Annotated in this window: 19 protein-coding genes; 6 read left to right on the forward strand and 13 right to left on the reverse strand. The window is 37.7% G+C overall.

The features are described 5' to 3' along the window. Positions 1-71: 71 nt before the first annotated feature. Together AF_RS03035 and AF_RS03040 are read left to right on the forward strand one after the other, a co-directional pair. Positions 72-335, forward strand: coding sequence for a UPF0175 family protein (locus AF_RS03035; RefSeq protein ID WP_010878101.1), 264 nt, complete (start codon positions 72-74; stop codon positions 333-335). Further along, positions 332-784, forward strand: a complete 453-nt coding sequence (locus AF_RS03040; protein ID WP_010878102.1) for a DUF3368 domain-containing protein — start codon at positions 332-334, stop codon at positions 782-784. The genes AF_RS03035 and AF_RS03040 overlap by 4 nt, the downstream gene beginning before the upstream one ends. Before the next feature lie 492 nt (positions 785-1,276). Here the strand turns inward: AF_RS03040 and AF_RS03045 are convergent, their stop codons facing one another. From AF_RS03045 to AF_RS03080, 8 genes are all read right to left on the reverse strand, one after another. Beyond that, the gene (locus tag AF_RS03045; protein WP_010878103.1) at positions 1,277-2,029 is read right to left on the reverse strand and encodes a glycosyltransferase; all 753 of its coding nucleotides are present in this window, start codon (positions 2,027-2,029) and stop codon (positions 1,277-1,279) included. A 32-nt stretch (positions 2,030-2,061) separates the two neighbouring features. Further along, positions 2,062-2,994: a sulfotransferase family protein gene (locus tag AF_RS03050; protein WP_010878104.1), complete on the reverse strand. Its 933-nt coding sequence runs from the start codon at positions 2,992-2,994 to the stop codon at positions 2,062-2,064. Further along, the gene (locus tag AF_RS03055; RefSeq protein WP_010878105.1) at positions 2,991-4,025 is read right to left on the reverse strand and encodes an FkbM family methyltransferase; all 1,035 of its coding nucleotides are present in this window, start codon (positions 4,023-4,025) and stop codon (positions 2,991-2,993) included. The genes AF_RS03050 and AF_RS03055 overlap by 4 nt, the downstream gene beginning before the upstream one ends. A 168-nt stretch (positions 4,026-4,193) precedes the next feature. Beyond that, positions 4,194-5,384 (reverse strand): glycosyltransferase family 4 protein, encoded by a 1,191-nt coding sequence (locus AF_RS12370; protein ID WP_010878106.1) that lies wholly within the window; start codon positions 5,382-5,384, stop codon positions 4,194-4,196. A 249-nt stretch (positions 5,385-5,633) separates the two neighbouring features. Continuing rightward, a complete protein-coding gene (locus tag AF_RS03070; RefSeq protein ID WP_048064259.1) occupies positions 5,634-6,092 on the reverse strand; it encodes a sulfotransferase family 2 domain-containing protein in 459 nt (152 codons plus the stop codon). A gap of 520 nt (positions 6,093-6,612) precedes the next feature. Beyond that, a complete protein-coding gene (locus tag AF_RS13860) occupies positions 6,613-6,810 on the reverse strand; it encodes a class I SAM-dependent methyltransferase (RefSeq protein WP_081423252.1) in 198 nt (65 codons plus the stop codon). A gap of 160 nt (positions 6,811-6,970) precedes the next feature. Then, positions 6,971-8,062, reverse strand: coding sequence for a glycosyltransferase (locus AF_RS03075; RefSeq protein WP_010878110.1), 1,092 nt, complete (start codon positions 8,060-8,062; stop codon positions 6,971-6,973). Between the two features lies 1 nt (position 8,063). Then, complete coding sequence (locus AF_RS03080; protein WP_010878111.1) at positions 8,064-9,104, reverse strand: glycosyltransferase family 4 protein; 1,041 nt, start codon at positions 9,102-9,104, stop codon at positions 8,064-8,066. 268 nt (positions 9,105-9,372) lie between these two features. Between AF_RS03080 and AF_RS13035 the strand changes: the two genes are divergently transcribed. Then, positions 9,373-9,522: a hypothetical protein gene (locus AF_RS13035; RefSeq protein ID WP_158296880.1), complete on the forward strand. Its 150-nt coding sequence runs from the start codon at positions 9,373-9,375 to the stop codon at positions 9,520-9,522. A gap of 134 nt (positions 9,523-9,656) precedes the next feature. On the opposite strand, the gene AF_RS03090 is transcribed toward AF_RS13035, so the two are convergent. Beyond that, the gene (locus AF_RS03090) at positions 9,657-9,872 is read right to left on the reverse strand and encodes a type II toxin-antitoxin system VapB family antitoxin (protein WP_010878112.1); all 216 of its coding nucleotides are present in this window, start codon (positions 9,870-9,872) and stop codon (positions 9,657-9,659) included. Between the two features lie 298 nt (positions 9,873-10,170). Here AF_RS03090 and AF_RS13865 point away from each other — a divergent pair, with 298 nt between their 5' ends. Then, positions 10,171-10,272, forward strand: coding sequence for a DUF433 domain-containing protein (locus AF_RS13865; RefSeq protein WP_158296881.1), 102 nt, complete (start codon positions 10,171-10,173; stop codon positions 10,270-10,272). A gap of 667 nt (positions 10,273-10,939) precedes the next feature. Here the strand turns inward: AF_RS13865 and AF_RS03105 are convergent. After that, positions 10,940-11,185: a hypothetical protein gene (locus AF_RS03105; RefSeq protein ID WP_048064262.1), complete on the reverse strand. Its 246-nt coding sequence runs from the start codon at positions 11,183-11,185 to the stop codon at positions 10,940-10,942. 101 nt (positions 11,186-11,286) lie between these two features. Here AF_RS03105 and AF_RS13040 point away from each other — a divergent pair, with 101 nt between their 5' ends. Together AF_RS13040 and AF_RS03110 are read left to right on the forward strand one after the other, a co-directional pair. After that, positions 11,287-11,430: a hypothetical protein gene (locus AF_RS13040; protein ID WP_156029502.1), complete on the forward strand. Its 144-nt coding sequence runs from the start codon at positions 11,287-11,289 to the stop codon at positions 11,428-11,430. A gap of 9 nt (positions 11,431-11,439) precedes the next feature. Beyond that, positions 11,440-12,108: a hypothetical protein gene (locus AF_RS03110; protein ID WP_010878115.1), complete on the forward strand. Its 669-nt coding sequence runs from the start codon at positions 11,440-11,442 to the stop codon at positions 12,106-12,108. Positions 12,109-12,146: 38 nt separating this feature from the next. Here the strand turns inward: AF_RS03110 and AF_RS03115 are convergent, their stop codons facing one another. From AF_RS03115 to AF_RS03125, 3 genes are all read right to left on the reverse strand, one after another. After that, positions 12,147-12,533: a clan AA aspartic protease gene (locus AF_RS03115; RefSeq protein ID WP_010878116.1), complete on the reverse strand. Its 387-nt coding sequence runs from the start codon at positions 12,531-12,533 to the stop codon at positions 12,147-12,149. Then, a complete protein-coding gene (locus AF_RS03120) occupies positions 12,523-12,840 on the reverse strand; it encodes a hypothetical protein (RefSeq protein WP_010878117.1) in 318 nt (105 codons plus the stop codon). Before AF_RS03120 ends, AF_RS03115 begins: the two co-directional genes overlap by 11 nt. 345 nt (positions 12,841-13,185) lie before the next feature. Continuing rightward, positions 13,186-13,467: a nucleotidyltransferase domain-containing protein gene (locus AF_RS03125; RefSeq protein ID WP_010878118.1), complete on the reverse strand. Its 282-nt coding sequence runs from the start codon at positions 13,465-13,467 to the stop codon at positions 13,186-13,188. Between the last annotated feature and the right edge of the window lie 47 nt (positions 13,468-13,514).

A 13,514-nucleotide genomic window follows, 5' to 3' on the forward strand; every position in this document is an offset into this window, starting at 1 on the left:
TCTGTTTTCAACAAAATTTTCGAGGAAAATGTTTTTAGTTGGAACGTGCAACATTTATTTGGTGCTTGACCATGGGTGAAGGGGTTTACGTGAGATTATGGTTCCCGAAAGATATAACAAAAATCCTTGGAGAAAAAAGATTGGAAGAGGAAGCAAAACTACTTGTCGCCATAGAACTATATCGAGAAGGAATAGTTTCCCTCGGAAAAGCAGCTGAGATAGCTGATTTGAGTATCAGAGAATTTCTTTATGAACTGAGAAGGAGAAACGTGCCGTTAAATTATGATCTGGAAGAGCTACAAAAAGATATAGATGTTGTTGGAGAGCTGTTATGATTGTTGTTTCAAACACGAGTCCTTTGATTGTCCTTTCAAACATTGGAGAATTTGAAATCCTCCACCGCCTTTTTAACAAAATAATAATACCAGAAGGTGTCGCAGAGGAGTTTGGTGATTCTGTTCCAGAATGGATTGAAATCAGAGGAGTTAAAAACAGAATTCTGGTGGATTTGCTTAGAGAGAAGCTTCATAGAGGCGAAGCTGAAACAATTGCCTTAGCTATCGAACTCGATGCAGATCTTGTAATTATTGACGATAAAGCTGCAAGAAACACAGCTCAATCTCTCGGATTAAGGGTTACGGGAACTGTTGGACTGATTCTTCTCGCAAAGAGAAGGGGTTATTATGACGAGATAAAGCCAGTAATCGAGAAACTTATTAAAAAAGGTTTCAGATTGAGCAAGGAAATTATAGAGAACATTCTTAGGGAGGCTGGAGAGCTTTAAAAGTTGAACAAATTCAATACATAAGTCAAAATTCGTTGGTTTCTTGCTAATGGATATTTAAACTTATTTGATGCACTTTTAATATTAGAACTAAATCTTCAACCTCTTCCCTCCTCTTTTTCAAGTGCATCTCCGCAAGTTTCCTCAGCTCTTTTTTCTGCATCAGACTCCTTTACTATTATTCTCCCGCTTAAACGGGGTCTCTTTTTATGTTGTAAAGCTCATCTTCTCTGTCTGGATTGACTATAAGCTTCCATTTTTTATCCCTTACTGTAACTCTAAATTTCGATCTCCTTCTGGAAGGCAGGCACCTTCAACCCCATTAAACTACTTATTTTTAAGACGATAAAATAAATCTTTTGGAGCTTCTTCTTTGGAAATAACACCTTGGATGTTATGGGTAACTTACTCCCAAATGTCTACTTTGATTGCTACGTTTTGAGGATTTTAAGAGAGTTGATTTTTTTAGAGGTTTCAGGTGTGAACGACAAATCATCTCTTCAACATCATTGAAACGTTCCATAGGATATCGTAGCAAAGCGGGATGGAGATCGCATGGAAGACGAATCTAAAACGGATGTCGTTTCTTATTCTTTCAGAAAAGCTCAGCTTTCTTGGATGGCAGATTGATGGAGGTCTTTTCGGATCGTGGTGTTCCGAATAAGCTATAAATCCTCTGTAAACTCTGGCACCTATTTTCACTAAGTCGAATTCAAAGAAGACACCCTCATCGATAACCCTTCCAATCTTCTCCTTACACCTGAACTTGACCTTTTCAATCACCCACCTTTTTATCAGAGTTCCTCCGAAACCCGTGAGGTTTATCCCATTCGGATTTCCCCTATCGAGATAGGCGTTGTAAACGACATCGTAGCCCTTTTCGGCTATTTTTATCAGTTTGTTTACAATTTCGGGTTCGAATATCATGTCAGCATCCATGAAAATTAAGTATTCAGCTTTCGATTTTAAAAAATATTCTCTGATTGCGTTTCTCGCTGAAACTATGTTCCAGATTCTGTTTTTCGCATTTTTTGGTCTGTTTGGCTTGGATGTTATTATCTCGTGATTTAGATCGTATTTTTGCAAAATTTTTTTGAGTTTCTCGGCAAATGTTATATCTTCACTAGCGAAGATCGTTTTAACTTTCGTTGCTGAGTGCTTTTGAATTTCTTCTTGATTTTTTAAGAACTTGTCGAGTATGTAAGCTGTTTTCGAGTTAATTGGGGCTCCTATTATTGCGGACATTCATTTAATCCCAATCTCAAAGTTTTAAAGTGTTATCCAAACCATCTTTTAGGAGGATAGAATTCGTTTACCATGTCGATCAAACCCAATCTTTCCAGTCTCTCAACGAAATGTTTTCTTAGTTTCTCGTCTTTCGTTATCCTCGGTTTTAGTATTTTTGCATATTTTAGGTCAAAATTTACTCCAGAAAACTCCGTCATAATCCTAAACCACTTTTCCGGTTCTCTTGTGACTTCTTCATAGTAAACGACCATCCCTCTCTCGTTGTCCGCCTGCTTGAATGCGTAGTAGTTGCAGTATGTCCAGACGATGAGCATTTTATCGAGTAGATCAAGAGAATCGGGATAGTCCAAATTGAAAACCCTGATAAGTTTGAAATTTTCGTTTATAGCAAAACCGTTTACCCATTCTCTATTTGGCAGATACTTCGTGAGAACATACCTTCCAATAAAGGTGTTTTTGAATTTGTAAACAAGCTTAGCCCTTTTGACGTTGCCCACTAAGACCAGTGGTTCTAACGTTTGCCCAATCCAAACGTCGATTGGATTTCGGATTATGTGAATAAACGTGCATCTGTACCTTTGAGCGAGTTGAGATAAAATGAAGTGGCACCTATTCGGTTGAATGATTGTATCTTTTTCTAAGTTATTGAGAAAATCGAATAACTCAACGACTTCGCTTAGATGGATCGGTATGTTGTCCCCGTAGTTTTTAAATTTCTGGCAGATGTCTTTGTGTATTCTTTGAAATTCGTCAAGATTTTGAGAATTTAAGTGCCTATAGCATTTATATGGATGAAATCCATGAAGATGAAGAACAATTTTCTCTGGATTAGTTAGAGCTTCGAAGAGATGAGGAGACAGGGGTTCATAAAGACAAAGATAACTCGGATTGCTTTCATTCAAAATCTTATAAAATATCGTCGTCCCGGATCTGTAATATCCATTGAACACAAACTTAATCATTTTCCTCCCCTCCTTCTAACTGATAATATATTCCCCTTAATATAACAGTCATAACTATTTCTGGTAAGTTTGGCTACCATACGTTCTGGATTTAGTTCGTTGTTGATGTAATGACACTCGAATACGACACCCTCCAAATTGTCAAGCCAATTTGATTTTACTAAATAATCTAAAATTTCATATTCGCAACCTTCGCAATCCAGCTTTATTATGTCGATATTGTTGTTTTCAAGTATCTCATCAATCGATACTATCTCAACTTCCACTTCTTCAGAATATTCGCTTTCAAATAGACCATAAATATTACCAGCGCCATACCACGGAACTTTCATTTTTGCTTTACCCTTAGAACAGCCCACAGCATAATTTTCTGGGACAATCTTATTCGATAAATTGTTGATTTCAATATTTTTCTTCAAGATAGGATATAATTTCGGATTTGGCTTGTAGGCGAGGACCTTCTTTGCACCTTTGTGAATGAACCAAATTGATGAATCTCCTATGAAGGCTCCAATATCTAAAACAGTCTTATTTTTGAAATCAAATCTGTTATAAACTTCGTCTATGAACATTTCAATTATTTCGTATATGCCGTTTTTACAATCTGGCAAATAAAATTTGTAACCAAAGATCTCTACTAATGGTTTATTTTCGCTCTTAAGAATTTTCCCATCAGATGATAAGAATATAATCCATCGAGGTAACGAGAGTGTTAAAGAGTATTTATCGTTTGGTAAGTTGATAATCTGATCGTTAAATATCAGTTTAATTTTATTGTCATCAATATCAATATAACATTCATTATCCAATTTAGCTTTGTAATATTTTAAATCGTTAGAAATCGAATTGATGTGGGATGGTCTAATTGGTATACCACTCTTGCCTATGTGTAACCTTATAGGACATTTTCGAAGCTTGACAGTCGTATTTTCGATCTTTCCACTTCTGATCGTTCTTACTAAAATTTCCATCCAATTTTCAGTATTTTGTATAAGATTTAATACAGTCTTTACATCCTGAACTAGTCCCATTGGGATTCACCTTTTTGTTAAGTATTTAAGACTTTTTCCAATTCTCTAGCTTCAGCCTTAGCTACATTCTCCCAAGAACTATGCAATTTCAAAAAATTCAGTAGCTGTCTTTCGTTCAGCATTTTTTGATAATCGTCCTCATTCATTTTAATAACTTCTACAACCTTTTTAGCCCATTTCATTAATATTCCATTCCGGAACGATCTTTACACTGTCGAACTCGCCATAACTATATTTAATGGCAGGGATGTCATAAGTCACAACAGGTGTCCCGAGAGCAAGACTTTCCAAAGCTACCAATGAATATGAGTCGGAATGAGTTGGATAAATAAACACCTTTGCCCTAGAAACGATTTCAAGCAACTCGTTTCTTGGAACGTATCCTTTTAAAATTATCTTATCGCTAACTCCCTGTTTTTTGGCAATATTTTCGAACTTTCTTAGAAATCTTGTTTCTGGTATTCCGCAAATTATCAACTTTAAATCTGGGAAGATATTGGTAACTTTTTTCCAAATATACGGCAATTCAAATATCCCTTTTTCTGGAGAAAGTCTTGCGAAGAAGATCGCACAATCTTCTTTCTCCTTTAAGTTCTTTCTGTATTTCAGCAACTCCGATTCAAAAGCATTAGCTGGGTTTAATATGCTATAACTGGAATTTTGAAGACCTGAGAGTATTACTGGGGCTAAAGAAACTGAAAAGAAACATTTAAAAAATTTAGATGACACTATCTTTTTGTAAACTCTACTTGTGTAAGCGTTAAAAATGATCTCTGGTATTGTATTGATAATTTCTCTAATACTTGGTGCATAATAAGTGTATTTAAGTTTAGTCCTCAACAGGTAGTTTAAAGGTCTAAAAGGTTCAAGTTGTAAAAGTACCACTAAGTTTTTTCTTAGTTTTTCAGCTAATAAGTAAGAAAGAAGAGCAGAATCTAAACACTCATGATGACTATAAACGCAATGAACGTTCTCTGTATCGACAAATTTTAGACAATTCTTCAGATAAACAGAATTTTCTTTTTTGTATATCTCAAACGAAAAAGTCCCTCTGAGAAACTCCGAAATATTTAAGCCTTTACAATCTTTTTTAAATTGTTTAAACTTAGCCTTAGCCGATTTTTCTAACAATTGTAGTGAGTACTCATTTATCTCAATTCCCCTATCTATCAGCTCCGCAATTATTTTGTCAGTTTTATCCATTTCGTCTCGAAGTATAGCTCTAACACAATCTAAAGGAAGAACTATCTCGATGTCCTCTTCCATGTGGTCCGGTAGCCTTCTTAGAACTTCAAAAGACCTTCTACCTCCTCCTGTTATGGGAAAAGGACATGAGATAATTATGATCTTATGCCCCATAGTGATACACCCATAAATATGTTTTTAAGGTTTCCTTTGCCGTCGTGATCTCGTCCACATAATCCTTGAGCTTACTAGCTAAGTTTATGACATTACCAACCCTATTCATTGAAAAGATAAGAGCCGAAACCTTTACCATGTTCTCTCCCTTCCTTGAATGAATTACATTTAATCCTTTCTTAGAACTCGTAGCCGTGCATTTCAATTTCAAAACGAAAGACGTCCTCAACGATCCTTTTCAGTTCCTTGTCATAGAATTTTTCGGTAATTGTCATCTGCTGCCGTATTTATCCTAACGTCAAGCTCTTCTGGCAATCCGATCTTCTTCATAACCTTCGCAATATCCTCTTCTAGATTTTCGTAGTAGCCAATGAAGTCTACGATGACTTTATAATTTCTTAGTGGATCCGTGTATTGTGGAAAGTTTAAGGCATCGTATATCCAATTACTTTTAACAAATTCTCTAAAGCTCAGATTGAAGTTTTTATCAAATCTCTTATAATAGAGATACCTGCTGACGACTTTTGCCCACGGATTTCTCTCAAAGCAGAAAACTAAATATCCATCAAATAGCTTTTTGCCTACTCTGTTTCTTATCATCCAAGCTGGCATGTGGTCGTAGTACTTCTTCTTATTCTTAAAAAGCCAAGGAATTCCCTTGATCCAATCGATCCTATAAGCTTTGTCTTTTATTCCAAGCTCTGGCAAAGTTTCAAATAGTTTTATACCATAAGGTATGTCTAGAAGAAAATTGTAGTGTCCCAGATCGTTCTGTCTTTTGTCCCACTTGGGAGGCTAGGGTGTAAATACATCTTGTTCCCCTCTGAATCTCCAAAAGAATTCTTCCATACTCGAAGAGGCTACTCTCTTGCACTTTACAAAGATAAACTTGTTCTTGTAGCTCAACGACCATACCTCTAACCCCTCCTTAATACGAAATAGTAGTCGTATCTTGGCTGAATAAAGAGCTCTTTAAAAATGATTGCATGCTTTCTAAATCCTCAAAGTGTTTAAGACTTTTCCCAAAGTTGAGCTAGGTTGTTTGCTCGCATAATATAGCGCTATTTTTTGTCTAACATCTCTTTCCTTATCTCTTAATCTAACAAAGCCGTAATCCTCGAAAATTCTGACCCATTCTTTTTCTGAAAGAATCGTTACATGTGTAGGGTCTGCATTTGCATCTCTTGAGCTTGGAGAACATGTTTTCACCAACAAATAACCTGAGGCTTTAAGGACTGACTCTATACACCTCAGAAACAAATTTTTCAGGATGTTCTAAGTGCTCTATTAAATCGAGAGCGGTAACAACATCAAATGTTTCATTTCTAAAGGGTAACTTAGTTGCATCAGCTATGAGTAAAGTATCGATAACTCCATTGCTCACAGCGTACTCATTAATATCTATGCCGTAGCTTCTACGCCTAATTCTCTAAAAGCTTTAACAAGATATCCCATAGCACATCCTAACATCCAGCACAATTCTGGGCTTGAACATCTCGAAAATTGCTTCTGCAATTGTCTTGTGGAATGGATAGAATATTTCAAATTTGTATCCTTCTTTATAAGTTTTGCCCTCAAAATACTCTTTATCGTACATTTTGGCTAAACTCATCATACCACCTCTTTAACCAATACCATAAATTTTCCTTAAACACCGAAAAATCGAACTGCTTCGCAAATTCTCTGATCTTATCTGGATCATATTTCTTCTTTTCTAACTCTTCAATTGCCTTAGCTATGTTATCTGGATTCGAGCAATCGGTAATGATTCCTCTCTCCTCATTAACGACGTAAGGAGGAAATCCAGAATTATCAGCAATAACAGGTTTTCCTGAAGCGAAAGCTTCAATTGGAACTATCCCAAAATCTTCTGCTATGCAAGGATAGATTACAGCTTTACAGCTCGCCAATAAATCTACTTTTTCCTCTTCGCTAACGAACCCTTTTATCTCCACGTACGGGTTTTTACCGTATTTGTCCCTTAAATATTTCTCCAGATAACCAGAGCCTATGACCACAATTTTTTTCTTGGCTTTTATGCACCCTCTTATAGCCTCTTCCGGTCTTTTTTCATGCCACAACCTTCCAACGAAAAGGTAGAAGTCCTCTGAATTTTTACATTTATATTTGTCAAATTCTATAGGAGGATACAGCACTACCGAATCTCTTTTTAGATACTTCCAGAGCCTTCTTTTCGTAACTGGTGAGTTAGAGAAATAGTAATCGACCCTTTTGTCCACTGCCGTATCCCAAATTCTAAAAAATTCTGAGGCTAAAGGAAGCAATACATTCCTTTTGAGCCAACCCTTTGACTTTCTTCTGTGGTGCCATAAGTCATAAAGCCATCGAGCTGGAGAATGGTTGTAGTGAACGTGCATAACGTCGTCCGGAGTTATCAACACCCTTGCTGTGAGTCCCGATGTTATAACCACATCGTAATCTCCAAAATCTCTTACATCAACGTTACTCCACGTTAAATAATCAAAACTTCTAAATCTTCGTAGAATCTTGGCTACTAACGGTAAATGCTGAGAAATGTCTTCAAAACCTAACGTATTTATATTTTCATCCTTTACTATCGAGTAGACTTTTGAATTAAGAGCCCTACCAAGATAGGAAGCGAGGATTTCACCACCACCAATTTCGCCAAAAGATTCATGAAAAACAGCTATCTTCACATTATGGCACCTCTTTGTTATTAAAGTTTGCCAATAATTTTTTAAACTTCTCCTTAAACTCCCTACCCCTCTTCCCCGGCTCGAACTCCTCAGACTCTTTTTTGTATAGCTCCGACATTATTCTTCTTACCTCGCTGTCAAGTTTGAAGTATTCGACTATACCTTCAAAAATTCTGTTGAGCGGTTGTATGAATTTGTTACCGTCGTAATTCAAGCCGAACTCTCTTTTAACTTGCTCTTCTACTCTCTCGACTATCTCCTTAGTTCCTGTCATGGTTGAAACAACAACAGGCAAACCAGCTCTCATCGCCTCGAGCGTTGCTACCGGATAGGCTGAGCATCTTCCGGCGTGAACGAAAAGGCTTGCCTCTTCGAAAACCTCGGAAAGATCTTCTACGTAGCCCAAAACCTTGACGCCCTCGACCCTTTCATACTCTTTTGGATGCCCTTTTCCGACGATCCAAAGCTCAAGATCTGGGATTTGCTTTTTCGCTATTCTAAATTGTTCTACCAAAACGTCCATGCCTATGCTGAACCTCGGCTGTCCTACAGACACGATTACGTTCGATTCAAGATTTGGCTTGACTTTACCGAGTTTTTCATAACTGTCTTTTGGAATTGCTGGCCTTACAACTTCGATCGGAACGTCGATTATCTTCTCTGCGTATTCTTTCACAAAGGGAGACACAGCAATGGCGGCATCCAAAACCTTAGCGGAAATTCTGTGAATTAGAGTTTCGGCAGTGGAGTAGTGAGGTTGTCTTTCAACGAGATTTATGAAAGTTTCATCCGCCAAAAGACCTACAACAAATCCATTTTTTCTGAACAACTTCTTCCGCAAATACATCGGAAACATTGGCATTCCGCCCTCAAGTATGTAAACGTCATAATCTGGATATTCCCTTGCCATTTTTAAACCTTCAACGAACTTCACAAATCCATTAACATCTTTATGATAAGCTGGATAGACATCAGCCTTCACAGCTTCAACGAACGGTTCGTGAGCTGGATGCATTCCTGCATAGACGAACAGCACCTTCATTTTAAGATTTGCTAACTCAGGTTGTTTAAAAACGTTTCTTACTTCTCAACATAAGCTAAAAATTCGGTGTGGATGGCTTTCGGGCATGTTTTGAAAACAATATTTGATCTAAACGAGCCTTAATTGGCTTAAAATCTTATGCAGATAAATTAAAGCTCGAACAAACCTTTATCAACTTCTTTGACCAATTTATCGACTATGCAAGAAACTGCCTCTCTCGTTGACCTTCTCAAGGAACTCAGAGAAATCAGGAAAAAACTCGACCGTATTGAGGAAGGCAATCGAAGACCTCATCGATTCCACGTTAACTCCGGAAGAGGATGAACTGCTTAAAGAAGTCAGAGAAAAAATCAGGAAAGGCGATTTTTCCGAGTTTATTCCGCTCGAAAAACTTGATGAGGCTTTGGAGGATTCCTAAGACAAATGTCGGAAGTATCACAGTTTCTATTCCACGTATTTGACATCAATTCCCATCTTTTTTGCAACTTCCACTGTTTTTCGTCGCTCGTTAGAAGACTTTCGTATTTCTTCGCCTGAGCCAAATATAACGCATCAATTACTATCACGATCTTCCCTCACGTACTTTTCAGCGGTTCCCTTTTCAGCTCCCGATAAGTTCGAAAGCATAGCGTTAATTTCCTCCAAAGCCTTCTTTTTCCTGTATTCTCTACTTTTGGCTTCGATGAATTTTCTGATTTCTTCGCTCCAGTTGATGTCGATCTCCTTCATTCTCTTCTTAAGCTCGGGAGGTATCCTGAAGCTAACCACATTGCTCACAATTACTAAAGCGTATTATCGTATTTTTGCCAATAAATTAAGGATTGCATTTTGAGTTTGTATATGTCAGAACATGAAATCGTTTGCTAAAAATCTTGATGTTGATCGAAAGTTCTCAAATCTTAAAAATGTGATTTATGAGTTTAAGAGAAAATCGGTTTGGATAAGTCTAAATCTGCTCTTACTACCTTTTCTTCAAATTTTTCGAACCTCTTCGAGTTTTCTGTCTTTTGACAAGCGATTTACGGAGTATAATAGCAATGACGACGAACTCTAAGATATGGAAAGAATGGTCGTAGACTCGAAAGTTATGGTTGGAAAGCCAGTCATCAAAGGCACGAGGATTCCAGTAGATGCCAATGTTAGAATAAGAAACTTGCAATTTTACTAAGGAATGGTGGATACAATATAGTTTTCGTTGGTGATTTGTAGTTGTAAGAGACGACGCCATAAAGTTAAGAAGAATAAGGTTTTAAGAAGGAATTTAGACGAACTTGTTTTATCTGTAAAGCTCAAGTGAGAAATAATAAGCCTCTGAAGGTGCGAAAGACCTAAACCTTCTTACGGTAACCCCATCAATTTCTTCAACTTTCGGCAATTTTCCGCTCGGATCGGTTGTTAAAACTTCGACATCGTAATTCTTCGATATCCTCTTGGCTATATCGTAAACGTGGGTTTCGACTCCGCATATGTGAGGAATGAGGACGGAATCTCGGAAAAACGTGAGTTATTCTCACGGTTCAATTAACTTAACTCTCAAATTTGAGACTTCTGCGATGTCTAAGAAATCCCTATCCTTCGTTATTAATTCTTCATCTCTATTTATACAAATTGAGGCAATTAAAAGGTCTGAAAATGGTTTCTCGGCTTTCTAACAATTCTTAAACGTCTTTGTAGCTCTATAGAGAGTAAAACGTCACCTCTTTCGATGATTAGAACTTTTCCGTGAAATTTTTTGTAGTTTATAACTGGAGGAAATTCGACGATAGTTACTTCCGTTATGTTTTCTTCAATACTTTCGTTTTTCTTAACTCTTTCAATTACCAAGTTCGTGTCCGCTACGACCATACTCTTTTCTTCTCTTTCTCTTTCATCTTTCTAAGGTATTCCAGTTCTTTATCAGTATCAAACGTAACGTCTTCTGTTTTGGGGAATTTTAGCGTTAGATACAAATTGTACAAGTCGATATCAGCGTAATCTTTCCCTATTTCGTCTAATATCTTATCTGCCAGCATTTCTTTCAACTTGTTTATTAGTTTCTCATTAACCCGATCGGGCACTTCTATTTGGATTACTTTTCCCATGCTTTTTTATTAGTCTTAAAGAATATAAATACCTTTTCCTCGATCAGTTTGCCTTTTTAAAACTCACAAACTCAGAAATCGGCACGCTTAAACTCTGATTGATGCGAGGTTACGTCCAAAAGCCGAAGAGCTTCGAGATGCGGTGCGACTGTAGATGTTTGAGGGAGCGCGTCGAGAGGGGGGAAAATCCACACTACACGAAGCTTCACGAAGCTACCCCAAACTTTATCAACTTTCTGCTCTGATGCAGATAAATGAAGCACAAAATCAAGCTGAAAGGCTCGTTCAGCTTAAACGAGAAGGATATTTTGGATTTTCATCCTTGGGTAAAACCTCTCCTTGAAGAGGTAAGAAACAGAGGATGGAATTACGAGTTTTCCGACGTGAAAGCTGAAGTCCTGGTTGAACTCGATTTAGATGAGTTAAAGCTCGACCTCAGGTACTACCCACCCCGTCTGGAGAGATTCGAAGAAGGAGGAACTTACGAGATTTCAGCCGAAGTAGGAAGTGAGCCTCCGGCAGTTCTGAAGGTGCTTTCAATTGAAAGCTTTAAAGTTCGCGTATCCACCAAAAACTGCTGGAATGCTGCAGAAATAGATCCCTTCAAACGTGAAGTTAACAGCATTAAGGACGTTTTATGGGCCTTTGGGGAAGAAGTTGATAAGCTTTCTCAGGCGAGGGAAGTTTATGAAGTTGCAAGATGGTTGATTGAAAAGGGATTCAAACCGGCAAATAACTACGTGATCAAAGACTACAAGAAACTTGTCGACATGTTCGAAAAGCCCTACAAGTTTGCAGTAACGCTGGAAATTGCGGTTGAAGATGAAAATAAGGTGCCGGGATGGGAGGAGCTTAAAAAAGAGCTGAGCAAGTTCTTCTACGAGAGGGGGACTTTTGGTGGAGCTGAAAATGGATCCGTTTAGAAAGCCTATACCTTAATTTCCTTCAGCAGGATCGAGAATCACCAGCAAGAGCTTATTTCAAAACTTCTCGTGCAGTAGTCAAGCACAAGCTTAAATCCCTCTAAAAACTCCGTTCCGAGCACTATCTCATCTACTCCATCAGTTGTCTCCACAAATCCGTCTCTGAATGTTTTCAGCTCTGGAATTATGATTCTGGCATAAGAGCCGGTGGATTCAATCAACCTTTCCGTAGGAAGTGTTAATGCTCTTTTATGCTGACTCAACTCGTCAAGACGAAGCTTTTTAAAGATGTCTTGTGGGACGACTGCAAAGCCCTCATATCCTGTGTCGATGACCGCAAGCACACTGCCAGATTCTGGAAACTTAACGGAAAGAAGAGGGTTGCTCAGAACGATCTCGATAACTGGGGTTCCGTTAACGAACATACTTCCAGCCCATCCTTGCAACAGGCTTTATATGCTCTGAAGAGACTATTTTCACACTCCTCGGATCCACATTCTTCTCCCTCAGTATTTTGGCAAGTTCCTCAAGATCGTGAGCTTCAGCGACGAGTTCTTCTCCTCTGTAAGCTCTGAAGACTTTTTTCTTCTTTTCCAGTATTGAGAAGTAAATCTTCAAAGCTTCCTCTATAACTTTCGACATCGCACCCTTGCTCGACCCGTGTTTCTCCTTAACTACATCTCTCAACCTTTTTTCGACATCATCGCTTATCGAGATCGTTAATGTTCCCATGTAAATACGTATTAAGTGGATACTATTTAAATATTTTCTCCAAAATCTAAAGCTTAAAAACCCTTTTAATGCCAGTTTTATCGAAATCGATATCGTTTTAGATTATTTCCTCTATGTTCTTTCTCTTAGCAACGGCAAAATGCAAAGAATCTTCGAAATCCAATCCGAAATAGTTCACGATATCTAAAGCATTCAAGAAATCATCTTTGACGAGTGGTTCAATCTTTAAAACCTCTTAATCTTATGAACGAATCAACGACGATTTTAACAAATTTTTGTCCTTTAGGCTTTTGTCCGCCAATCCGACAATGATTACGAGTGTTTCGTAGATTTTTAGGGTAGATGTTAGGTAATTAGATCAAGCCTTCTATACTTCCTAATGAAACGTTTGCTCATCTTCCACTCTTTTTTAGTTAGGATGTGAAACTCGAAGGGTGAATCGAAGAACTTCTTGGTAATCTTCCCGAAGAATTCGAGCTTCCTGTTTCTATCCTCAAATACGTCTGAAACGATTGCAACGTCTATATCCGACAAGCCGATCGAGTAATCACCTTCAACAACCGAACCGTAGAGATATATTTCCGCATCTTGAACATCCTTTTTTGTAATCTCTTTTATCTCCTTCAAAAATTCCTACAGATTATCGAAGTACTTCTTTCTCCTTTCGTAAACAT

It is taken from the genome of Archaeoglobus fulgidus DSM 4304, assembly GCF_000008665.1.
GTDB classification, from domain to species: domain Archaea; phylum Halobacteriota; class Archaeoglobi; order Archaeoglobales; family Archaeoglobaceae; genus Archaeoglobus; species Archaeoglobus fulgidus.